The sequence below is a fragment of the Chthonobacter rhizosphaerae genome, from assembly GCF_013839525.1.
In the GTDB taxonomy this organism is placed as follows: Bacteria; Pseudomonadota; Alphaproteobacteria; order Rhizobiales; family Pleomorphomonadaceae; genus Chthonobacter; species Chthonobacter rhizosphaerae.
In genome coordinates this window covers 488,918-511,166 of sequence record NZ_JACDIS010000001.1, presented here as the reverse complement: position 1 = coordinate 511,166, position 22,249 = coordinate 488,918, and the positions used below count along the sequence as shown (strand labels likewise).

General features: G+C 72.6%; 19 protein-coding genes. 11 read left to right on the top strand and 8 right to left on the bottom strand.

Features of this window, described 5'->3' with window-relative positions:
• Positions 1–6: 6 nt before the first annotated feature.
• From HND91_RS02345 to HND91_RS02335, 3 genes are read left to right on the top strand one after another with little or no spacing between them, the layout of a single operon-like run.
• Entirely contained in the window at positions 7–882 is an 876-nt protein-coding gene (locus HND91_RS02345) for an ABC transporter substrate-binding protein (protein WP_181704900.1), read from the top strand.
• Positions 879–2,849 (top strand): Fe(3+)-hydroxamate ABC transporter permease FhuB, encoded by a 1,971-nt coding sequence (gene fhuB, locus HND91_RS02340; protein WP_181704899.1) that lies wholly within the window; start codon positions 879–881, stop codon positions 2,847–2,849. Before HND91_RS02345 ends, fhuB begins: the two co-directional genes overlap by 4 nt.
• Positions 2,850–2,854: 5 nt before the next feature.
• Positions 2,855–3,697 (top strand): ferric iron reductase, encoded by an 843-nt coding sequence (locus HND91_RS02335; protein ID WP_181704898.1) that lies wholly within the window; start codon positions 2,855–2,857, stop codon positions 3,695–3,697.
• 140 nt (positions 3,698–3,837) lie between these two features.
• Here HND91_RS02335 and HND91_RS02330 read toward each other — a convergent pair whose 3' ends face one another.
• Complete coding sequence (locus HND91_RS02330; protein WP_181704897.1) at positions 3,838–4,362, bottom strand: DUF3280 domain-containing protein; 525 nt, start codon at positions 4,360–4,362, stop codon at positions 3,838–3,840.
• Between the two features lie 168 nt (positions 4,363–4,530).
• On the opposite strand from HND91_RS02330, the gene HND91_RS02325 reads away from it, so the two are divergent.
• On the top strand, positions 4,531–5,895 hold the full coding sequence (locus HND91_RS02325) for an ATP-binding protein (protein WP_181704896.1): 1,365 nt from the start codon (positions 4,531–4,533) through the stop codon (positions 5,893–5,895).
• A complete protein-coding gene (locus HND91_RS02320) occupies positions 5,892–6,536 on the top strand; it encodes a response regulator (protein ID WP_181704895.1) in 645 nt (214 codons plus the stop codon). The genes HND91_RS02325 and HND91_RS02320 overlap by 4 nt, the downstream gene beginning before the upstream one ends.
• Positions 6,537–6,557: 21 nt before the next feature.
• Here the strand turns inward: HND91_RS02320 and HND91_RS02315 are convergent, their stop codons facing one another.
• Entirely contained in the window at positions 6,558–7,886 is a 1,329-nt protein-coding gene (locus tag HND91_RS02315; RefSeq protein WP_181704894.1) for a GAF domain-containing protein, read from the bottom strand.
• On the bottom strand, positions 7,883–8,347 hold the full coding sequence (locus HND91_RS22540; RefSeq protein ID WP_181704893.1) for a hypothetical protein: 465 nt from the start codon (positions 8,345–8,347) through the stop codon (positions 7,883–7,885). The genes HND91_RS02315 and HND91_RS22540 overlap by 4 nt, the downstream gene beginning before the upstream one ends.
• Before the next feature lie 153 nt (positions 8,348–8,500).
• On the opposite strand from HND91_RS22540, the gene HND91_RS02305 reads away from it, so the two are divergent.
• A complete protein-coding gene (locus HND91_RS02305; protein ID WP_181704892.1) occupies positions 8,501–10,057 on the top strand; it encodes a flavin-containing monooxygenase in 1,557 nt (518 codons plus the stop codon).
• Positions 10,058–10,073: 16 nt separating this feature from the next.
• Here HND91_RS02305 and HND91_RS02300 read toward each other — a convergent pair whose 3' ends face one another.
• The 4 genes from HND91_RS02300 to HND91_RS02285 all read right to left on the bottom strand — a co-directional run bounded on the left by HND91_RS02300 (position 10,074) and on the right by HND91_RS02285 (position 15,849).
• On the bottom strand, positions 10,074–11,147 hold the full coding sequence (locus HND91_RS02300; protein ID WP_181704891.1) for an ABC transporter ATP-binding protein: 1,074 nt from the start codon (positions 11,145–11,147) through the stop codon (positions 10,074–10,076).
• Positions 11,148–11,159: 12 nt separating this feature from the next.
• Positions 11,160–12,893 (bottom strand): ABC transporter permease, encoded by a 1,734-nt coding sequence (locus HND91_RS02295; protein ID WP_181704890.1) that lies wholly within the window; start codon positions 12,891–12,893, stop codon positions 11,160–11,162.
• Positions 12,894–12,900: 7 nt separating this feature from the next.
• Complete coding sequence (locus HND91_RS02290; RefSeq protein WP_181704889.1) at positions 12,901–13,878, bottom strand: ABC transporter substrate-binding protein; 978 nt, start codon at positions 13,876–13,878, stop codon at positions 12,901–12,903.
• 171 nt (positions 13,879–14,049) lie between these two features.
• Entirely contained in the window at positions 14,050–15,849 is a 1,800-nt protein-coding gene (locus HND91_RS02285; protein ID WP_181704888.1) for a hypothetical protein, read from the bottom strand.
• Between the two features lie 257 nt (positions 15,850–16,106).
• On the opposite strand from HND91_RS02285, the gene HND91_RS02280 reads away from it, so the two are divergent.
• Complete coding sequence (locus tag HND91_RS02280) at positions 16,107–17,453, top strand: PQQ-dependent sugar dehydrogenase (protein WP_181704887.1); 1,347 nt, start codon at positions 16,107–16,109, stop codon at positions 17,451–17,453.
• Complete coding sequence (locus HND91_RS02275) at positions 17,453–17,812, top strand: c-type cytochrome (protein ID WP_181704886.1); 360 nt, start codon at positions 17,453–17,455, stop codon at positions 17,810–17,812. Before HND91_RS02280 ends, HND91_RS02275 begins: the two co-directional genes overlap by 1 nt.
• 186 nt (positions 17,813–17,998) lie before the next feature.
• On the opposite strand, the gene HND91_RS02270 is transcribed toward HND91_RS02275, so the two are convergent.
• On the bottom strand, positions 17,999–18,283 hold the full coding sequence (locus tag HND91_RS02270; protein WP_181704885.1) for a hypothetical protein: 285 nt from the start codon (positions 18,281–18,283) through the stop codon (positions 17,999–18,001).
• A gap of 482 nt (positions 18,284–18,765) precedes the next feature.
• Here HND91_RS02270 and HND91_RS02265 point away from each other — a divergent pair, with 482 nt between their 5' ends.
• The 3 genes from HND91_RS02265 (at position 18,766) to HND91_RS02255 (ending at position 22,214) form a co-directional block, all read left to right on the top strand.
• A complete protein-coding gene (locus HND91_RS02265) occupies positions 18,766–19,053 on the top strand; it encodes a hypothetical protein (protein WP_181704884.1) in 288 nt (95 codons plus the stop codon).
• A gap of 288 nt (positions 19,054–19,341) precedes the next feature.
• Entirely contained in the window at positions 19,342–20,814 is a 1,473-nt protein-coding gene (locus HND91_RS02260) for a DUF7125 family protein (protein WP_246329245.1), read from the top strand.
• Entirely contained in the window at positions 20,811–22,214 is a 1,404-nt protein-coding gene (locus HND91_RS02255) for an HWE histidine kinase domain-containing protein (RefSeq protein ID WP_181704882.1), read from the top strand. The genes HND91_RS02260 and HND91_RS02255 overlap by 4 nt, the downstream gene beginning before the upstream one ends.
• Positions 22,215–22,249 lie beyond the last annotated feature (35 nt).

Below are 22,249 nucleotides of genomic sequence, written 5' to 3'. Positions count from 1 at the left end.
AGCGCCATGTCGGTCCGCCCCACCCGCCGCGCCGTTCTCGCCGGCCTCGCGGCCGCGCTGGCGGGCCGCGCGCCGGCCAAGGCGGGACCTGCACCGCGGATCGTGTCGCTCGACTACGCGCTCGCCGAGATGCTGGTGGGGATCGGCATTCCGCCGGTCGGGGTCGCGGGCGCGGAGGACTGGGACGTCTGGGTGGTCGAGCCGCCCCTGCCGCCGGGTGTGGTGGACGTGGGCGCCGGCCTGGAGCCGAACCTGGAGCTTCTCGCGGCGCTGAAGCCGGACATGATCCTGACGACCCCCTACGTGGCGGCCGTGGGGCCGCTGGCGAGCCGGATCGCGCCGGTCCGGGAGTTCGCGCTCTACGCGGGCGGCGACCCGCTGGCGAGGGCGCGGGCGGCGGCGCTGGAGCTCGGCCACATGGTCGGCCGGCCGGACGCCGCCGGCGCCTATCTGGCGGCGGCGGACCGGGCTTTCGACGCCCTTGCCGGGCGGGTCGCGCGGCTGCGTCCGCCGCCGATCGCGGTCGTGGCCTTCCAGGACGCCCGCCATGCGCGCATCTTCGGGCGGCCGGGCCTCTACCAGTCCGTGATGGACCGGATCGGCCTTTCCAACGCCTGGACGGGCGAGGCCAACGACTGGGGTTTCGGCGTCATGGCCGTGGAGGATCTCGCCTCCCTGACGCCGGATCTGCACCTCATGAGCCTGGAGCCGGTGCCGCCGGACGCGGCGCCCACCCTGGCGCGAAGCCCCTTGTGGACCGCTCTTCCCTTCGTGGCGGCGAGGCGGGTGTCCGTGCTTCCGGCGTCGCTGATGTTCGGGGGCGTGTCGTCGGCCCTGCGCTTCGCCCGGCTGGCGGTCGAGGACCTGGAGGCGCGCGCGTGAACCCGGCCGTCAGCCTGTCGCCGCCCCGCCTTGCGGCGCTCCTGGCCTTCGCCGCCCTCGCGGCGACGGTCGTGGTGGTGTGGCCGCCGCTGTGGGACGGCAGGTGGGACATGTCGGCCTCCTACGACGTCGGCCGGATGGTGCTCCTCCACGCGACCCTGCCGCGGCTCGCGGTGGCGCTGGTGGCGGGCGCGGCGCTCGGGCTGGCGGGGGCGCTGCTGCAGCAGCTGCTGCGCAACCCGCTCGCCGAACCGGGCACCCTCGGGGTCTCGGCGGGAGGCGCTCTGGCGATCGCCGCCGCGACCGTGTCCGTCCCGACCCTCGGCGGGCTCGGACGGGACGCGGTGGCCCTTCTCGGGTGCGCGGCGGCGGCGGCCCTTCTGCTCGGCCTCACCGCCCGGCGCCGCTTCGCGCCGCTCGCCATCGTGCTCGCGGGTCTGGTGCTGACCCTCTGGGCGGGATCGCTGACCGCGGTGGTGGTGCTCGCCAACGAGCGCTGGCTGTCGGGCTTCTTCCTGTGGGGGCGCGGTTCGCTCGTCCAGCACGACTGGACCCCGGCCCTCGCCCTTGGCCTTCGGGTGCTGCCGCTCGCCGTGCTGGCGGCCGCTCTGGCGCGGCCGCTCGGCCTTCTCGACCTCGACGACGCGGCCGCCCGCGCGCGCGGGGTGCCGGTGACGGCGGTGCGGCTGGCGGGGATCGCCCTCGCGGTCGCGCTCACCGCCGCGGTCACGAGCGCCGTCGGCGTGATCGCCTTCGTGGGCCTGGTCGCGCCCGCGCTCACCCGCCTCGCCGGCGCGCGGTCGATTCGGGACCGGCTCGTCTGGTCCGCCACGATCGGCGCCGTCCTCCTGTGGGCGACGGACATGGGCGTGCAGGTCCTGACCGCCGGCACCGGCCTGTTCGTGCCGACGGGCGCGGTCACCGCCCTCTTCGGCGTGCCGGTCCTTCTCCTCCTCCTGCCGCGCCTCAGGGCGACGGCACCGCCCCCATCCGCCGCCGCCTTCGGCACCGGGACCCTGGCGCGGGGACCGGCCTCGGCGGCCATCGCCGGCGCGGCGGTCGTCGGGCTCGCCGCGTTCGCGCTCCTGGTCGGCCGGGCCCCGAACGGCGACTGGACCCTGGCGCTCGGATCGGATCTTGCCGACCTCCTTCCCTGGCGGTGGCCCCGCGTGGCGGCCGCGTTCGGCGCCGGCGCCATGCTGGCGGCGGCCGGCTCGCTGCTGCAGCGGCTGACCGGCAACCCGATGGCGAGCCCGGAGGTGACCGGCATCGGCGCGGGCGCGGGCCTCGGGCTGATGGCGGCGCTCTTCCTGCTGCCCGAGCCCGGCCCGGCGACCGAGGCGGCGGCCGCCGCGGCCGGCGCGGCGGTGGCGCTCGGGGGCGTGCTTCGTCTCGGCGGACGAAGCGACCACACGGCGGAGCGCATCCTCCTCGTCGGCATCGGCCTCGTGGCGCTCGCGGACGCGCTCTCCGGCGTCATCATGGCGACGGGCGACCCGCGCGGCTTCCGGCTGCTGCGGTGGATGGGCGGCTCCACCTACGGGGCGACGGGCGCGGCGGCGCTGGTCGCGCTCGCCGGCGGCGCGATCGCCCTTTCGGCCGTCGCGGCGGCGCGGCGCTGGCTCGACATCCTGCCGCTCGGCCGGGCGACCGCGTCGAGCCTCGGCGTCCCGTATGGGGCCGCCCGCATCGTCCTCTTCACGGTCGCCGCCGCGGCCAGCGCGGCCGCGACGCTGATCGTCGGTCCGCTGAGCTTCGCCGGCCTCATCGCCCCGCACATCGCGCGGGAACTGGGCTTCGCCCGGGCGCTGCCCCAGGCGGCGGCCGCCGCCCTGATCGGCGGCGCGCTCCTGGTGGCGGCGGACTGGATCGGCCGGATGGCGACCTTCCCCTACCAGCTGCCGGCCGGGCTCGTGGCCACCCTGGTGGGCGCGCCCGTGCTTCTTCTCCTTCTCAACAGGCGGTGACCCTCATGAGCGCTGCATCCCTGACGCCGCCCGTGCCGTCGTCCTACGCGGCCGCCCTCGCGTCGATCGCGGCGGCGCGGCCGGACCTTTCGGCCGCGTTCGACGGCCTCGGGGCGGGCGCGCGACTGTCGGACCTGGCGGCGGACGGCGCGGTGCTGGACCGCTGGCTTGCCGCCGAGACGGCGCTCACGCCCGGGCTCGACGGGAAAGCGGCGGCGGCCTTCCTGACCGGCCGCATCGCCCACGCGGTGTGCGGCGTCCTCGTCTCCCTGCGCTTCGCCGCCGGCGCGGTGCCGGACCTCCACCCGGTCGACGTCGCACTCGTGCGGGAGCCGCACCGCTGGACGGTCGGGGCCCTCAGCGGCGTGACGGACCGCTATGCCCTGCGGTTCGCGGCGGACCGCGCCGAAACGACCCCCGCGGCGGACGACCCCGGCGCCGCCCTCCGCCTCACGCTCGACCGGCTGCACCGGCCGCTGGTGGACGCGCTGGCGGCGCGGCGGCTGCTCGGCCGCGCCGCCCTATGGAGGATCGTGTCGGACGCCGTCGCGAGCGCCTACCTGGACGCGGGCCGGCGGGCCGGACGGGAGGACGCCGCCCGCACGGAGGCGCTGGCCATCCTTCGCTGCGCGGGCTGCCCGCTGGCGAACCGGCAGACGAGCTTCGTGCGGGTGGAGAGCGGCTGCGCCTGCGCGGCGGAATGGTTCGTCAGCCGCGGCGGCTGCTGCCGGTGGTATACCGTGCCCGGCCAGGAGCCCTGCGCGACCTGCGTCCTCCGCGAGCCGGAGGACGTGGAGGCGCGCCTGCGCGCCCTCCTCGACGCCCGGGCCGCCAGCGCGACGGCCTGACCGGCCGGGCGCGCGTCCGCGCGAGGCGGGGCGGGACGGCCCCGGCGAAGCCTAGGCCGGGTCGGACGGTGGGCGGCCGGCCTGTCGCTCGGTCCGGCAAGGAGCCCGGCCGCCCGACGCGGGCGTGGCGGCGCGGTCCGCTATCGGGCGTCCGCCGGCAGTTCCTCGAACCGGCGCACAAGATAGAGGCCGAGCCGCCGCCAGGATTCGTCGTTGTCGCCGCGGAAGTCGAGGGACTTGTGGATCACGGTCCGGCCGGTCTCCACGTCCCGGACCTCGGCTTCGAAACTCATCACCAGCGTGCTCACCTTCTTCACCCAGCCGACCAGCACCCGGTCGGCGCCGGCCTTTCGGCCGAGCGCGCGTTCGCAGCCGTTGCAGGCGTGCAGCCGTTCGCGGGCGAACGCCGCCTCCACCTGGTCCCGGACGGGCGCAAGGTCGACCACGTGGTAGACACCCCGGTCGCCGAGGCCGTGGGCGACCTGGGACCGCAGCGCCGCGAGCCACCGGGCATGGTCGGCCGACTGGTCGCGCGGCTCCCCGGACGTGTCGATGATGTCGAAGGGCAGGACGGCGATCGTCTGCCGCGGCGGTTCCGCCGCGGCGACGCCGGCGAGAAGGACATGGCCCGCCAGCAGGGCGGCGATGCGCAGGCTTGTCGTCATTGATGAACTCCCTTGTCGAGCGATGGAAAGGGTGGACGCCGGCTGGCCGGAGGGCGACGGCACCATGCCCGGCGAGGCCGGGCAAATTGCCCGACGTGAGGCGCGACACCTTGAGGGCGCCCGTCCGGCGGTCCACTCTCCGGGGCGGTTCACGTGGGAGGCGCGTCCATGACATTGCTCGCGCGGCTGCTGGTTCGGTTCATGGCGATCGGCCTCGTCTGCGTTCTCGTCGCGACCGGATATGTGGTGACGGACGCCGTGCGATCGATCCGGGCGGAGGCCGGCGCGGTCGCGGATCTCGCGGGCCGGCGGATCGAACTCGACCTCACCAAGCGGCGGAGCGGCTACGGGGGCGGCGAGAGCAGCTTCCAGGCCGTCGACGGCCTGCCCGCCGACGCCCTCGGCTCCGGCCACTGCATCCGCTTCACATCGAGGGACGAGACCTGGACCCGCTGCGCCGGACACGACGCGACCCCGGGCGCCGCGCCGCGCTGGTTCGGCGCTCTGTTCGGGCTGGTCCTGCGCGACGGCGGCGACGTCACGCGCCCGGTCGTGGTCGGCGGCGACCGGGTCGGATCCCTGACGGTGGACACCGACCCGGCGGCCGCGGTCGACCGGGCCTATCGCCATGTGGCCACCGCGGCCGGCATCGCCGGTTCGGTGACCCTCGCCATGGCGGTCCTTCTGTTCGCCGTCGTGAGCCGGACCCTGCGACCGCTGCGGCAGGCGCTCGACGGCCTGGGCACCTTGCGCCGGGAGAACTACGGCGTCCGCCTGACGCGGTGCGGCGTCGCCGAGTTCGACGCCCTCGCGGCCGCCTTCAACGGCCTTGCGGAACGGCTCGGCGACGTCACGCGGGAGCGGGCCGACCTCACCCGCCGCCTGATCGGCGCCCAGGAGGAGGAGCGGCGGGTGCTCGCCCGCGACCTGCACGACGAGTTCGGCCAGTGCCTGACGGCCGTCCAGTCGCTCGCGGCCGGCATCGCGATCGACTGCGACGGCACAAGGACCGCGGAGGACGCTCGGCTCATCGAGCGGCTCGCGTGCCGGATGTCGGACGCGGTGCGCGGCGCTCTCGCCCGCCTGCGGCCGCCGGAACTCGACGACTACGGCCTCGCGGAAAGCCTGCGCGGCCTGATCCTCGGCCGGGACAGCGTCCTCGTCCGCCGCGACGGCTCCCGCATCCCCGTGGACATCGCCATCGACGACAGGGTGCGGGACCTGCCGCCCGAGCTCGCCCTCGGGCTGTTCCGGGTGGCGCAGGAATGCCTGACGAACGCCGCGCGCCACGGCCGTCCGGGGCGGGTCCGGATCCGGGCGACGCGGCGGCCGGCGAACGGACCCGGCGGCACCTGCTGCCTGGAGATCGAGGACGACGGCGGCGGCGGGCCGCCGGACGGTCCGTCCGGGTTCGGCCTGATGGGCATGCGCGAACGGATCGCGTCGCTCGGAGGCCTGCTCGACGTCGAGCGGACGGCCGAGGGCACGCGCGTGCGCGCCTCCGTTCCCCTTTCGGCCGGAGCTCCGCCATGACCCCTTCCACCATCCTGCTGGTCGACGATCACCCGATCGTGCGGGAGGGCTACCGGCGTCTCCTCGACCGCGTCCCGCATTTCCGCGTGATCGCGGAGGCGGCGGACGCCGCAGAGGCCTACAAGCGCTATCGGGAGACCCGGCCGGACCTGACGATCATGGACCTCTCCATGCCGGGGGCGGGCGGAATCGAGGCGGTGCGGCACATCCGGCAGTGGGACAGGACGGCCCGGATCCTGGTGGTCAGCATCCACACGCGGCCCGTCTTCGTGCAGCAGGCCTTCGCGGCGGGAAGCCTCGGATATGTCAGCAAGGCGAGCGGCCCGAGCGAACTCCTCGCCGCCGCCGCCGAGGTGGCGCGAGGCCGGCGATGGGTCGGCCAGGACGTCGCGCGCGACCTGGCGCTGGGGCAGCTGGACCAGGGCGAGAGCGCGCTGGCGGACCTGAGCGCGCGGGAGTTCACCATCCTGCGCATGCTGATCGCCGGCTCGGCGGTGGACGAGATCGCCGAGGCCCTGCACCTCAGCCCGAAGACCGTCCGAAACCACCACTACGCCATCAAGGCGAAGCTGGGCGCCCGCACCGACCTCGGCCTCGCGCTCGCGGCCGCGCGGGCCGGCATCGACGGCTCCGACGTTTGACCGAGAGACGCGGGCGCGGCCTCACCCGCGCTGGTCGAGCTCCGGCCGGCCGTCCACCACGAGCCGCAGATGCCCTCTGCCCAGTCGCTCCAACGCGATGGGGGCGGACTTCTCGATCAATCGCCGCCTCAGGAGGAGGAGGCGCGTCTCCAGATTGTCCTTCACGTCCGGCAGCTTCAGGGCCTCAGCGAGGCGCAGCTCGCGGTTGGTGAATTCGGCCCTGCCTTCGCTCAGGTAGATGGCCAGCATATGCACGAGGAGGCGGCCCGGAACGCCCTTGACCAGATAGCGTCCGTCGATGAAGACGCTGTCGTCGTAGGCGTGGCGGACGACCGCGATCCGGCGGCCGACCCTGGCCGGCGGGACGGGCTCGCTTTTCAAGCCGGGCTCGTCGGGAAGGCCCTCGAGCGCCGACAGGGACGCGGCCAACTGGCCCGCCAGAAGCGACAGGACAGCCTGCTCCTCGCTGCCGAAGGCGAGCCGCGCCGGGCTTTCCGCATAGATCACGCCGTGCAGCCGGCCGCGGGCCACGACCGGCACCGCGACGAGGCTCATCACGTCGGGTAGCGTCGGCAGCGGCACGGTCCGGGTGCGATCCTCGTCGGCCGAGCCGCTCTCGACGGCGCGGTTGAAACGGCGGACCCGGCTGAGGTCGCTGATGCGGACGGCCGTCCGTTCGGCGGCCGCGACGCCGATCGGTCCCTGGCCGAGCGGCACCTCCGAACTGGTTCCGGCCGCCGCGAACCCTCGGCTCGCGATCGTGACCAGCACGTCCCGCGTCTCGTCGAGGAGGAGGAGGAGCACATGCGGGATCGCGAGGCGGGAGGCGAGGCCGTCGACGAGGGCGTCGAGGGCCGCCTCCACGTCGGCGGCGTCCCGGACGGCCACCGCGATCGCCTCGACGTCGGCAAAGGCCGCCCGGCGCGCCGGAGGGGTCGGTTCGGCGAGGGTCGCGGACGGCACCGCCACCACGTCCACGACCTCGTAGAGGTCGAGCCCCCTGAGGCGCATCTCCGCCGCCTTGCCACCCTCGGCGGCGCCGGCCCGGATGGCGGCGGCGACCCGGTCGAAAGAGGGTCCGTCCCTGACGGTCCGGAGGTAGCGGGCGGCAAGGGCGTATTGGGCGCCGGTGCGGGCATCCACCAGCAGGATCGAGGCGCGCGGGTTGTCCTGCACGTTGCGCGCGGTCTTTCCGAAGAACTGGTTCGACAGGGCGACGTGACGATCGTCCAGCCGGACCACATGGGAGAGATAGGACACGTTGGGGACACCGGCCGCGTCGCAGGTCGCGACGATCGACGGGATGACGCCTTCGAAGCAGGCGTCGAGGTCGGAAAGGGACGGGGTCACGACGCGCCTCCGAGGGCGAGGCCCGCCGTGCGGCCGGGGGTCTGGACATAGATCTCGAGGATCTTCAGGCGCACCACCACGTGACCGCGACCGACGAACCAGGGCGCGACGAGCGCGGGCTGGAGGCCGAGGTCGGCCAGCGTCCGTCCGATCTCCTCCAGGTAGCGGTCGGCGAGCGCGGTGTCCGCCGGCATCGCCGGCCGCACGGCCGCGGCGCCTTTCACCTGGTAGGAGACGTAGTCGGCGGGACGCGCGAAGGTCGCCGCCGCGGCGCCGGTCCGCCGGATGTCCGCGACGGCCTGCGGCCACTGCCATTCGGACACGACGATCTCGACCGCGTCGTCGCCGGTCACCCGGGCGCCGAGCCCGCGGCCGATCGATGGCTGGAGATCGGCGCCGCGACCGGCGAGGATGATCATCACCGGGCTCGTCACGAAGCTCCGCCTCTCCTCGTCCAGCACGACGCCCTCCCATGTACCCGCCCCTGCGGCGATCTCGCCGCGCTTAGGAACATCTTAGGACCGAAAAGGGCGCGGTAGGAACAACTTAGGACGCATCCGCAGGCGGCGCGACGTATCGAGGGTTCTCCACACCACCTTCGGGAGCCTTCCAACATGCAAGACGATCACATCACCCCGATGCCCGCGGACGCCGTCGCGGTGATCGGCGCCGGGCCAGCCGGCCTCGCCGCCGCCGCCTGGCTTTCGAGGCATGGCCTCGCGCCGGTGCTCTTCGAGGCCTCCGACGCGGTTGGCGGCCAGTGGAACGCGTCCGCGCCGACGAGCGCCACGTGGCCGGGCATGCGGACGAACACCAGCCGCGTGCTGACCGCCTTCTCCGATCTCGATCATCCGGACGGCACGCCGACCTATCCGACCCGCGAGGCGATGCACGGTTATCTGGCGCGCTATGCCGAGGCGACCGGCGTCGCCCGCCGGATCCGGTTCCGGACGCGCGTGGCGCGCCTGGAGCGGGCGGAGGCCGGCTGGCTGGTCGTGTCGGCGACGGACGGCGCCGAGCGGCGGGATGTGTTCCCGCGCGTCGTGGTGGCGACGGGGCGCCACACGCACCCGCGCGTTCCGGCCATCCCCGGCCTCAGGACCTTCAGCGGCGCGCTCGGCGTTGCGCACACCGCCGCCTACGACGGTCCGGCCCGGTATCGCGGCGCCACGGTGGTGGTGGCCGGCTGTTCGATCAGCGCGCTGGAGATCGCGTCGGAGATCGCTCTCAACGGCGGGCGCGTGGTCACGGCCCAGCGCCGCCAGCGCTATGTCCTGCCGAAACTGATCGGCGGCGTTCCGACCGACCACGTGATGTTCAACCGCGCCGCCGCGCTCGCCGGCGAACGGCTCCCGCCCGAGGCCGTGGCGGGCGGGCTGAAGGCGGCCGTCCTGAGGGCCGCCGGCAGCCCGGCGCAGTACGGCGCCGACGCGCCGGCCGACAACATCTTCGCCGCGGGGATCACCCAGTCGCAGCACTATCTGCCGGCCGTGGCGGACGGGCGGATCACGGTCCGCCCGTGGATCGAGACGGTCGAGGGACGAACGATCCGCTTTCTGGACGGGCGGACGACGGACGCCGACGCGCTCCTTCTCGGAACCGGCTACGGACCGTCGCTGCCCTTCCTGGCGCCAGACCTCGCCGGAACCCTCGGCGCCGCCTCGGGAGACCTCGACCTGGCCGACCACACCTTCCACCCGGACCTGCCGGGCCTCGCCTTCGTGGGGCTTTACGACTTGGTCGGTCCTTACTTCCCGGTGCTGGAACTGCAGGCCCGGTGGGTGGCCTATACCTTCGCGGGCGTGATCCCGGCGCCGACGCCGGCGGATCTGGAGGCCGCGCTGGAGCGAGGCCGGACCCTGCGCAGCATGGGGCCGCCGCCGATGCACGCCCTCGCGGTCCTCTTCGCCCGTCGGGCCGGCGTGGAGCCCGATCCCGCCGCCTGGCCGGACCTGGAGCGCTCGCTTCTGTTCGGCCCGCTCGCGCCGGCATCTTTCCGGCTCGACGGCCCGGACCGTCTGCCGTACGCGGCCGAGCGTACCGCGCTCGCCGCGGCGAGCTTCGGCCGGGACGGGAGCAACGCCTATACGGCGGAGGAGGCAAGCCTCAGGGATCTCGTCCTCGCGTCGCCTCGCCCGGGCGCGCCCGAGGCGATCCGCCGGGCGGGCTGACCGCCTCGTCCGGCGGTCAGGGCGGGTCCGACTCCGCCGGGGCCCGGCCCGGTATCACCCAGCCGCCGAGGACGCGAAGGTTCGGCGGCGGACCGGCCGGCGGGCGGCCGGTCTGAAGGAGCACGAGCGGGTCGGCCTCGGGCATCCCGGCGAGCGCGAGGCGGATCTCCCATTCTCCGCCCCGGTAGGTCGATCCGCGGGCCACGGTCGGCAGGCCGTCCGGGTCCGGCGCCACATCCTTCGGCCGCAGGAGGAGGTTGGCCGGACCCGGCGACAGGCCAGGCGGGGCCGCCGCCTCGATCTCCGCTCCCGCCAGGCCGAGGCGGGCCCGGCCGCCCGCGATGGCCAGCACGTCGACCGGCAGGACCGCGCCGCGCCCGACGAAACGCCCGACGAAGGCGGTGGCGGGGCGGTCGTGAATGTCTTCGGGCGTGCCGATCTGCTCGAACCGTCCCTGGTTCATCACGGCGATCCGGTCGCCGAGCGCCATCGCCTCGCGCTGGTCGTGGGTGATGTAGAGGGTGGTCGCGCCGGACGTGCGGTGGAATGCCGCGAGTTCCTCCTCCATGGCCGCGCGCAGATGCGGGTCGAGGTTGGCCAGGGGTTCGTCCATCAGGACGACGCGGGCCCGCCCGGCGAGACAGCGCGCGAGGGCGACCCGCTGCCGCTGGCCGCCCGAAAGATCCGCTGGCCGCCGCGTCCCGAGGCCCTGGAGCGCGACGCTGGCGAGGTGCGCCTCCGCCTCCGCGCGAGCGGCTTGCCGCCGCCGGCCGGCCGCCTCGATGGGGAACGCCACGTTGCCGAGGACGTCGAGATGAGGCCAGAGCGCATAGGACTGGAACACGACGCCGAGGCCGCGCGCTTCGGGCGGCAGGTCGAGTCCCGGTCCGGCGACGGGGCGGCCGTTGAGCGCGATCCGGCCCGCGTCGAGGGGCTCGAGCCCGGCGATCAGCCGCAGGAGCGTCGACTTTCCGCAGCCGGACGGCCCGAGCACCGTGAAGAACTGCCCCGTCTCGACCAGCGCGGTGAGCCCGTCCACGGCCGCGAGAACGCCGAAGTGGCGCGTGACGTCGGTCAGGGCTATGGACATCCGGTTTCCTCTTCAGCTCCGCCAAGGCACGATGCCCGGCGGCAGGCGGCGCCCGATGCGGTCGAGCGCGAGCATCAAGGCGAGCGTCGTCAGGACGGCGATAACCGACATGGCGGCGGCGAGCCCGGTGTAGCCGCCGTCCTCGTAGTTGAAGATGACGGTGCCGAGGGTCTCGGTGCCGCGCGTCCAGAGGATGGACGACAGCGTGACCTCGCTGAAGGCCACGAGCGTGACGAGCACGGCTCCGGACGCCGCCGCGGGCGCGAGGAGGGGCGCCTCGATCCTGAGGAGACGTCGCCAGAAGCCCGCGCCGGCAACCTGCGCGGCGTCGCCGAGCGCGGGGTCGAGCGCGTCGCGCGCCACGCTGACCGGCTTCAGCGCGATGGCCAGGAAGGCCGACAGGTAGGCGCCGAGGATGATGAGGTGCGTGCCGTAGATCGAGACCCCGACCAGCGGCAGGGGACGCAGGAAGACGATGATGAAGGCCACCGAGATCACGAGCCCCGGCAGGGCATAGGAGAGTTCCGCCAGGAGGGCGACGGTCCGCGCCGCCCGGCCGCCCGACCCGCCGCGGCGCAGGAAGGGCACGAGCCCCAGCGCCATCAGGGCGACGACCGCGCCCGCGACGATCGCCAGCACGGTCGAGTTCGCCAGCGCGCGGGTCGTCACGTCCTGCCTGAACAGCACCTCGTCGAACTGCCGGAGCGTCGCGGTGTCGAAGGTCAGCGCGACGCCCCAGGTGGGCAGGAGCGCGGTGACGACCATGGACAGGAGCGGCACGAGCACGAGCGCGGCGAGGGCCAGCCAGAGAACGGCCTCGACCCACGGGCGCGCGCGGCCGAGCGGCAGGCCGAGTGGCCGCTGCGCGGCCCCGATCAGCGCCACGGAGAGCCGCCGCTGCAGGGCCATCTGCACCGGCAGGGCGACCGCCGCGACCGCGCCGATGAGCAGCGCCAGCACGGCGAGGTCGGTCAGCACCGACGGGCCGCTGGACGCGAGGCGCTGCCACATCAGCACCGGCAGGGTGACGTAGCGCCCCGGCACGCCCAGAAGGGCCGGAATGCCGAAGTTGCCGAGCGCCGACACGAAGGCGAGCGCGAAGCCGGCGACGAGCGCGGGGCGCATCAGCGGCAGCACCACCCGCCACAGAAGCCGCCCCGGCCCGGCGCCGGCGACCCGCGCCGCCTCGGCGAGATCGCGCGGCAGGGAGCGCAGGCCCGCGCGGACGGTCAGGAACACGAGCGGCATCTGCTGCAGGGCCAGAAGCGCGATCACGCCTTCCCGGGAATAGAGCGGATGCGTCGCCCCCGGCGTCGCCGGCAGGCCGAGCAGCGCGGTCATCACGCTCGCGGGCCCCAGCGTCTGCATCCACGCGATGGCGACCACATGGGCCGGGATCATCATCGGCAGGAGAATCACGAAAGAGAGCGCGACCCGGCCGCGCAGATCCGCGAGGCCGATGAGAAGCCCCAGCGCCCCGCCCGTCGCGGTGGCGATCACGGCGGACAGCGCGCTCGCCTCCAGGCTGTGCCAGAGCGCGCGGCGCACCGATCGGCTTTCCAGCGCCGCGGCGACGGCCCCGATTCCGCCGCCCGGCTCCGACAGGGCGAGCCGCAGCACCGCCCCGAGCGGCAGCACGAACAGCACGAGCCCCGCCGTGACGAGCAGGGCGAGGAGCAGCGGGTCGCCGAACAGCGCGCGCGGCCCGGACCGTTCGGCCCGGACCGCGCCGTTCACGAGGGTCATGCCGGGCTCAGCCGCCGAACATCTCGGTGAAGCGCGCCTTGTTCTCGGCCTCGGCGGCCAGGGCCTTGGCCGGATCGAAGGGCAGCACCTTGATGGCCGCGCGATCCGGGAAGCCCGCGGGCGGGGCCACGGCCGGATGGGCGGGCAGGTAGCCCATCTCCGCGGCGACCTTCTGGCCCTCCTCCGAGATCAGGAAGTCGACGAAGGCCTTGGCGGCGTCCGGGTTCTTGGTGTTGGCCAGAATCGCGACGGGTTCGGACACCGCCGACACGCCTTCGGTGGGGAAGACGAACTCGATCGGGGCGCCCTTGGCCTTCTCGCGAATGGCCAGGAAGTCGACGAGGAAGCCATAGAGCTTCTCGCCGCCGGCGACGGCCTTGAACACGCCGCCGTTCGCGCCTTCGGCCAGCGCGCCCTGCTTGGCGAGAGTCTCGTAGAAGCTCCAGCCGAGGTCCGGCACGCCGGTCACGGCCACCATGTGGATGGTCGCCGCGCCCGACGCGAGCGGCGAGGGCATCATGAAGGCGGCGGTGACCTCCGGCGCGAGGAGGTCCTTGTAGGAGGCCGGCTTCACCGGGGCGGCGGTGTTGTGGACGATGCCGGTGGTGATCAGCTTGGTGGCGAACCAGGCCTTGTCAGCGTCCATGATGCCCGGCTCGTAGGCCGAGGTGTCGGCCTCCGGATAGGCCATCAGCAGGCCCTCGGCCTTCAGACCCTCCATGGTGACGCTGTCGGCGATCAGAAGGAGGTCGGCCTGGGGCGCGCCAGCGGCGAGTTCGGCGCGGAACTTGGCCATGATCTTCGGCGTCCCGTCGCGCACCCACTCGACCGTCACGCCGGGATTGGCCGCCATGAAGGCGTCTGCGGTCTTCTGCGCGTCCTCGTTGGGCTGCGACGTGTAGAGCACGAGCTTGCCGGACACGTCGGCGAGCGCGGTTCCGGCGAACGTCATGGCGGCGACGGCGGCGATCAGCAGATGACGCATGGAAAGGTCCTTCGTGACAGCGGCATGTGGAAGCCGCGTACCAGTCTTCCTTGACCGGTACATGACAGGCGACGCGGGCCCTTCAAGGCGCCGCGGCGCCGGGCCCGGCGTCCTGACGGTTTCGCGACGGGCGGCCTCCCGGGGGCGGCCTCCCGCCGCGAGACGCGGTCTTCAGCGGCCCGGGGCGTCTGCCGGCAGGGTCCAGGCGACCGGCGCCTCGGGGCTGTAGCGGCAGAAGGTGCCGGTCCGGATGCTGTTGCAGAGGTGGCGGCCGAGCGCGGGATGCGAGGCCTCGATGCGCCGGAGCGCGTGCCGGATGCGCCAGGTGACGGAGGTCCGCGCCTTCTCGGCCTGGTCGCCGAGACGGCGGTTGCGGCCGCCGAGGCCGAGCGCGGCGGCGAGCGCCTCAACGAGGCGCTCCCGCTCGGCCCGGGCCCGTTCGGCCCTGCCGGAATCGTTGGCGTCCTCGGCGTCCTCGATCTCCTCCTGAAGATCGCCGAGGCGCCGCTTCAGCGCCGCCCGCGCCCTCTCGTCCAGGACGGCGTCGCCGGCGCCCATGAGCTCGCGACCGGCGAGGTCCAGGCAATGGATCTCCTCGCCCGGATGGCCGAGGAGCTGCCGGATGTCCCGCAGCCCCTTGAGGTCCGGCAAGGTGGCGCGGCGGCCGCCATAGACGGCGATCCATCCGTCGCCGTCCCTGGAGAGGAGGTTCGGGCCCGGGAGGGGGACCGGCGGCTCCGTCGATCGCCGCCCGGCGACTCCCAGGCGATCGAAGCCCCGACGCAGGAAGTCCATGTCCTCGTCCCGGCGGAACGGATTGTTGCGGAACAGCCATTCGCGCGGGGCGTCCGGCTCGAACGGCTGTCCGAAGGCGATCTTCTCGCGATAGGCGTCAAGGTAGCGGCCGTACTCGGCCCGGGCGGCGTCCAGGTTGCCGAGGTGGGCGTGAGCGAAGGCGAGGTAGGCGGGCGCGTCCACGAAGGGGATCGCGTCCGACCGCGCGCCGCAGGCGATCGCCGTTTCCAGCCGGCCGGCGAACACGTGCGCGAAGGCCGCGACCACGTGGTAGAACGCCGGGTGGTGGGGATTGAGGCGGAGCGCCAGCTCCGCATGCTCCACCGCCGCGTCCGGCCGGCCGAGATAGACCTCCAGGATGGCGGCCTGGACGAGGAGGTCCGCGTCGTGCGGGCAGAGCGAGAGCGCCCGGTCCAGGTACCAGGCGGCCTGCTCGTAGGACTGGCGGAAGAGCGCCACCTTGGCCAGCACGAGATGCACCATGGCGTCCGTGTCGTCGAGCTGCAGCGCCCGGTGCGCGTGGACGTAGGCCTTCCGGCTCGCCTCCTCGAAACGGTCCCAGAACTGGCAGCTCCATTCGTTGAACCAGCTGAGGGCGATGCCGGAATGCGCCCGGGCGAAGTGGGGATCGAGCCGGATCGCCTCCTCGAAGCAGGCGCGCGCCGCCTCGTCGGCCTCGAGCGTCCCGTCCCGCATGAGCTTCAGACCGCGGACCGTCAGCTCGTAGGCCGCGAGCCCGGAGGCGCCGCGCCGCTGCGCGGCGGCGTTGGCGGCCTCCTCCAGGCGGGCGTTCAGCGTGGCGGCGATCCGGCCGACGAGCAGGCTCTCGAGCCCCTGGACGTCGGCGCCGGCGAGGGTCACGCGCTCGGCCCAGAGCTGCACGGCCGCGCGGGCGTCGGCGAGCGCGACGGAGAGCTGCAGCGCCTCCGCCTGGCGCCGCAGGCGGCCGCGCAGGACGTGGGTGGCGCCGAGCGCCTTGGCGATCTCGCCGTCCGCATGGTCCACGACGACGCCGGCAGAGGCGGGCGCGATGACGCGGATGCCCCGGAAGCGGGTGAGTTCGGAGCAGATGTCCTCATGGAGGCCGAGCGCGAGCCACGCGTCGCCGTCCGCCGCCGCGAACGGCAGCACGGCGATGGTCGGCAGTCCGTCGTTGCGTTGGACCGGCGTTTCCATGGGGCACTGCCCGTGCTTCTCGGTCTGTCTTACGCCTTCATGCGGGTTCTTGAAAGCGGCCCCGCGATGCGCGGCCGCGCCATCGGCGTCCCGGGGCGGCGGGATGTCTGCCGGCGCCGCGCGGCATGGTGTTGAAGCGGGCGCCGCCACAGGTTCGGCCGGACCGACAAGCGGAAGCGCGACTATTTGTCCGATCAAAGCGGGTCATGTACCTTGGTGGCGGCGGTGAGGAAAACAAGAGCCGACGGGAGGAACGCATGCGTGCAACACTTCTGGCGACAGTCGCCATGGCGGGGACGGTGACGGTCTGCGCCGCACAGGACAATCTCGGCAAGTTGCAGGGAATGCAGACGACGGGAGCCCCTCTGCGGATGGAACTCGTGCCGCAGGACGATTCGGTCGCCGGTCCGATCAGGACCAACCTGAAGAACATCAAGCTTCCCGACGGCTTCAAGATCGACCTCTACGCTATCGTGCCGGACGCGCGGCACATGGCCGTCGGTCCGCAGGGCGTGGCCGTCTTCGTCGGAACCAGGAAGGCGGACGTCTATGCGGTGACCGATCGCAACCGGGACCGGATCGCCGACGAGGTGAAGCGTTTCGCGCCGTCTCTCGAGATGGCCGTGCCGAACGGCGTCTGCTTCACCCCCGACGGGTTCCTCTACATCGTGGAGCACAACCGCGTCCTGGTCTTCCCGGCCGCGGAATTCTTCTACGAGAGCCCGGACGTCGCCGTGGGCGAGATCGTCAAGCAGGGCGAGCTGATCCCCGTCTCCGAGGAGAGCTTCAACCACGGGGCACGGGTCTGCACGGTCGGGCCGGACAACAAGCTCTACATCTCGCTCGGCCAGCCGTTCAACGTGCCGCCGCCGGAGAAGCGGGAGCTCTACAACGAGGTCGGGATCGGCGGCATCATCCGGATGGACCGGGACGGCAAGAACCGGGAGGTCTACGCCCGGGGCATCCGGAACTCCGTCGGCATGGACTTCAACCCCGCCAACGGCGACCTGTGGTTCACCGACAACCAGGTCGACGGCATGGGAGACGACATCCCGCCGGGCGAACTGAACCGCGCGACCGAAGCCGGCCAGAACTTCGGCTTCCCGTGGTACGGCGGCGGCAAGATCCGCACCACGGAGTATGAAAGCGAGGAGCCGCCCAAGGACGCGGTCTTCCCCGAGGTGGAGATGGTCGCCCACGCCGCCGACCTCGGCATGCGGTTCAATCGGAACACGAACCTGCCGGAGAAGTACCGGAAGGGCATCTTCTCGGCGCAGCACGGCTCCTGGAACCGGACGACCCCGGTCGGCGCGCGCGTGATGTTCACGCCGGTGAACGATGACGGGACCGCGGGCGAGACCGAGGTCTTCGCCGAGGGATGGCTGAACGAGAACGGGGAATACCTCGGCCGTCCGGTGGACGTGGCGCAGCTTCGCGACGGGTCGCTCCTGGTCTCGGACGACTTCGCCGGCGCGATCTACCGGATCTCCTACAGCGGCGGGGCGGGCGCGACGGCAAGTTCGGCCGGCGGAACCACCACGGCGTCGCCCGCCGCGGCCGATGGGGGGCCCGCCGGCACGTCCGAACCGGCGCCGGCCCAGTGATGATCCGGAGCTCGGTCGGGTTCCTGCCGCTGCCGATCCTGCTCGCCGTCCTGGCGGCGGCGGGATCGGCGGTCGTCCCGCTCGGGGCCGCCTCGGCGCAATCCAGCGCCGAGACCGGCCGCCGGCTGGCCGGCCAGTGCGCCACCTGCCACGGGCTGGACGGCATCGCCAAGATGCCGGACATGCCGACCATCGCGGGCAGCGCCGCCACCTACATCGAGCGGCAGCTGCTGGCGTATCGAAGCGGGCAGCGACAGCACGAGGTGATGTCGATCATCGCCAAGGGTCTTGAAGACCAGGCGATTCGAGATCTCGCGAAGTGGTATTCCAGCGTGAAGGTCGAGGCGAAGCTGCCGTAGACCTCGGATCCATGCGCGACGGGCGTGGACGCGGTCGGGCCGATCGCGCCCACTCCACGCGGCGTATCGGCGCCGCGGCTTCGACGGGAGGGGACAGGCGGTCGGCCGGAGATCGGCCGGCACGGCACGAGAGGAAGGGCGCCGCGCGCGGCGACGCCCCTCTCTTCCGTCATCCGGCGGATGAGGTCAGTCGTGGCTGTAGGAGAACGGGTCCAGCGTCGGGACGCGCACCGTCATGCGGCCGTGCGTGGCGACCGCCGAGCCCCGTGCGCCGAGAGCGGCGAGCGCGCGGTCGCGGCTGGTCTTGGACGGGTCGTAGGTTGTCACCGGGCCGCCGGTGCCGACGCGGCCCTTGGCCGCCAGCATGTCCACGTAGGCGTCGCGGCTGGTGTGGGCCGGGTCGAACGGCGAGGCGAGCGCCGGGGCGGCAAGCAGAACAAGAGCGGTGGCAAGCGAAGTGATCTTGGTCATCATGGGTCATCCTGTGGGTGGTCTTCACCTGCGGTTCTCCGGGAGCGCCCGGACCTTGCTGCCCGAACCGTCCTCATGGGAGAGCCGCATCGGCCGACGTCATTGCCCGGTCGATGACGCGACTGTGCCGCGAGACGGCGGCTCGTTCTGTGAGCCAGCGCACATTCGCCGACGCCGACCTCTCGGTCCGGACAGCCGTGCCCGACATGGCCTCGCGCCCGCGGCCCAGGCCGAGCCTCACGGCCGGATCGACCGTGGAGCGGCCGTATTCCATGACCCGTGCAGTCTTTCGTTCATAGTTCCTGGTTTTTGCACCTGGAATGTTCAACAGGTAACGGCTAGGCGCGGACCAGAACAGAGCGTACCTTACTCAGCGTCACCGAGCCGGACATTCCAGGTGAGCCGCCCCAGCCGACCCGGTATTTTGTTTGCAGACCTCTGAGAAGAGGTAGGCCGGCTCACCCTTTTTTCGGACAAAGACAATGAGAAGGTGCATTGCTTTCTTTGCGGCCATAGTCGCGTCCACCACCAACGTCCATGCATTCGACCCCGCCAACTCCACCCGCGACCAATATGTCGCCTCGCTTGCCGGCAAGGGGGCGGTCGGCACCGGCGGGCCTGTTTCCAGCTACGATCCGGCGCGCAACAGCCGGGACCGCCATCTCGCGGAGTTGTCGTCCAGAACGACCGCCGTTGCGACGAACGACAGCGGGGCCGCGGTCGTCTACGCCCCCTCCCTGGATCCGTTCGCGTCCCAGGGCGACTATTGACCCGGCGGTGGGAGCCTCGGCCGGGTGTTGAAGCCCGGCCGGGCTGGAGCGCTCTCCGACCGAGTCGGAAAACCTGACCAACCCGTCGGGTCGGACGGAGCTCCGTCGCCACCCGCCTCCGGATCCTGCCGGCCCGGCGGCAATCCTGCCGACCGTCGGGCCGGCCCCGCCCGACGCGGGCCGACCGAACGTTCTCAGCCGCTCCGAGTTTCCGAAGTCAGCGTAGGCTCGAAGGTGACCGCCTTCGGTCGCGAGATGGAAACGAACAGTGGGCTGGCGACGATGGAAATGGCTTCGACCGGCGTTGCCGGTCTGGACAATGTTCTGAACGGCGGACTGACGCGCGGGCATCTCTTTCTTGTCGAGGGCGAGCCCGGCGCCGGCAAGACGACCATCGCCCTGCAATTCGTTTTGGCCGGATCTCGGGCCGGCGAGAAGACGCTGTATATAACCTTGTCGGAATCCGAGCGGGAGATCCGCGAAGGGGCGGCCTCCCACGGTTGGACCATCGGGGACGACGTGGTCATCTTCGAGCTGGTGCCGCCGGAAAGCCTCGCCAGCGAGGAGAACCAGCAGTCGCTGCTGTACACCTCCGACCTGGAGCTCGGCGAGACCGCAAAGGACATCATCGCCGCCATGGACCGGGTCAGGCCGGCGCGTGTGGTGATCGACAGCCTGTCCGAGATCCGCCTGCTCGCCCAGAGCTCCCTGCGCTACCGCAGGCAGATCCTGGCGCTGAAACACCATTTCGCGCGGTTCGGCGCGACCGTCCTGATGCTCGACGATCTCACGTCCGACGGGCACGATCGGACGATGCATAGCCTCACCCATGGCGTCATCAAGCTGGAACAGCTCGCGCCGGAATTCGGCGCCGAGCGTCGCCGCCTGCGGGTGCTCAAGTATCGGGGCAAGCAGTACCGCGGCGGCTACCACGATTTCGCGATCGGGCGCGGCGGCGTCCGGGTCTATCCGCGCCTGGTGGCCGGCGAGCATTACGCGGAGTTCCGGCGCTCCCGGCTCCAGAGCGGCATTCCCGAACTGGACGACATCCTCGGAGGCGGCGTCGATCAGGGCTCCGGCACGCTGGTGCTCGGTCCGGCCGGCACGGGAAAGACCCTGTTCGGCCTGCATTTCGCCAAGGCGGCCCTGGCCCGCGGCGAAGCCGCCGCCATCTTCATCTTCGACGAGGAACGGGCGCTCCTGACCAGGCGCATGGGCGAGATGGGGATCGACCTGTCCGAGCTGCGCGAGGGCGGCCGCCTCCACGTGCAGCAGGTGGACGCGGCCGAGATGTCGCCGGGCGAGTTCTCCCACCTGGTGCGCCGCGCGGTCGAGACACTCGGGGCCACCTGCGTCGTCATCGACAGCCTGAACGGCTACCAGGCCGCCATGCCAGACGAGCGCCTCCTCATCCTCCACATGCACGAACTTCTCCAGTTCCTGAACCGGCGGGGCGCCTCGACCTTCCTCACCGTCGCCCAGCACGGCCTCGTCGGCGACATGCGCACGCCGATCGACATCACCTACCTGGCGGACACGGTCGTGCTGCTGCGATACTTCGAGGCCGGCGGCGAAGTGCGGCGGGCGCTGTCGGTGGTGAAGAAGCGCCTGGGCTCGCACGAGAACACGATCCGCGAGTACCGCATCGGCTCCTCGGGTCTGCGGATCGGAAGGACCGTGAAGGGGTTCCACGGTGTGCTAAGAGGCGTGCCGAGCTTCGATGGGGACCGGAGCGGGCTCCTGAAGGACGATGCCACGTGATCAGCCGGACGCAAGTGTCGGAACAGGTCGTCATTCTAGCGCCCTTCGGCAGAGACGCGACGATCGCCGCCGGCATCCTCTCCGGCGCGGGCCATGACGTCCTCTGCGTCCCCGACCTCGCGGCCCTTGCGGAAACGCTTCACGCCGGCGCCGGCGCCGCGATCGTCGCCGAGGAGGCGCTCCGCAACCAGGATACCCGGCCTTTGGAGGCCTGGTTGGAGGCCCAGCCGGCCTGGTCGGATTTTCCATTCATCGTCATGAGCCTGCACAAGGGCGCCGGCACTGCCGCCCCCGCCGCCCGGTCGATCGGCGCTCTGCTCGGGAACGTGTCCCTCCTGGAGCGGCCGTTCCATCCGGTCACGCTCATCAGCCTCGTGGCGGCGGCGATCCGCAGCCGCAGGCGGCAGTACGAGGCGCGGCGCATGCTGGAGGAACTGACGGCGGGAGCGCTCGCCCTCGAGGAAAGCCAGGACCACTACCGGCATACGATCGAGCTCAACCCGCAGGTGACCTGGACGGCCCGGCCCGATGGGGAGCTCGACCGCGTGGCGGCGCGCTGGCAGGACTGGACCGGGACGTCCGGACTGGGCGATTCCTGGGGCGACGCCATTCACGAGGACGACCTCCAGCGGACGATCGACGCCTGGCGGACCTCCTGCGCCACGGGAACGGGCTACGACGTCCGGCACCGGATCCGGATGAAGTCGGGCGAGTACCGCTGGATGCGCTCCCGCGCCTTCCCGCGCCGGAACCCGGACGGAACCATCGTCGGCTGGTACGGCACCACCGAGGACATCGACGGCGAGAAGATCGCCGAGGACCGGCAGCTCCTGCTGATCCGCGAGCTGCATCACCGGGTCAAGAACACCCTGGCGACGGTGCAGGCCGTGATGGGGTCCACGGCGCGGGCCTCCACGAGCATGCAGGAGTTCCAGGAGGCCTTCTCGGCGCGCATCGCCGCCCTCGCCCGCACCCACACGCTCCTCACCGGCGATCAGTGGCAGCAGGTGAGTTTCCGCGACCTGTTCGACGCTGAACTCGCCCCTTACGCGGACTGCAGGCGGATCACCCTCTCCGGGCCGCACCTCGAACTGTCGTCGGACATCGCGGTGCCACTCGGGATGGCCATCCACGAGCTCACTACCAACGCGGCGAAGTATGGCGCGCTGTCGGCGGCGAACGGGGCCATCGAGGTCGACTGGACGCTCCGGCGCGACGCGCCGGCGAGCGTGACGTGGTGCTGGCGCGAGACGGGCGGCCCGCCCGTGCGGCCGCCCACCCACGCGGGCTTCGGCACCAAGCTGCTGCAGCGGGTGCTGAAGCAGCAGATCGGCGCCGAGGTCCAGTTCCGGTACGGCTCGCCGGGTCTCGTCGTCGAGGCCGTCATCCCGCTCCCGTGAGGAGCCCGCGACGATCCCGCCACACGGCCGCGGCC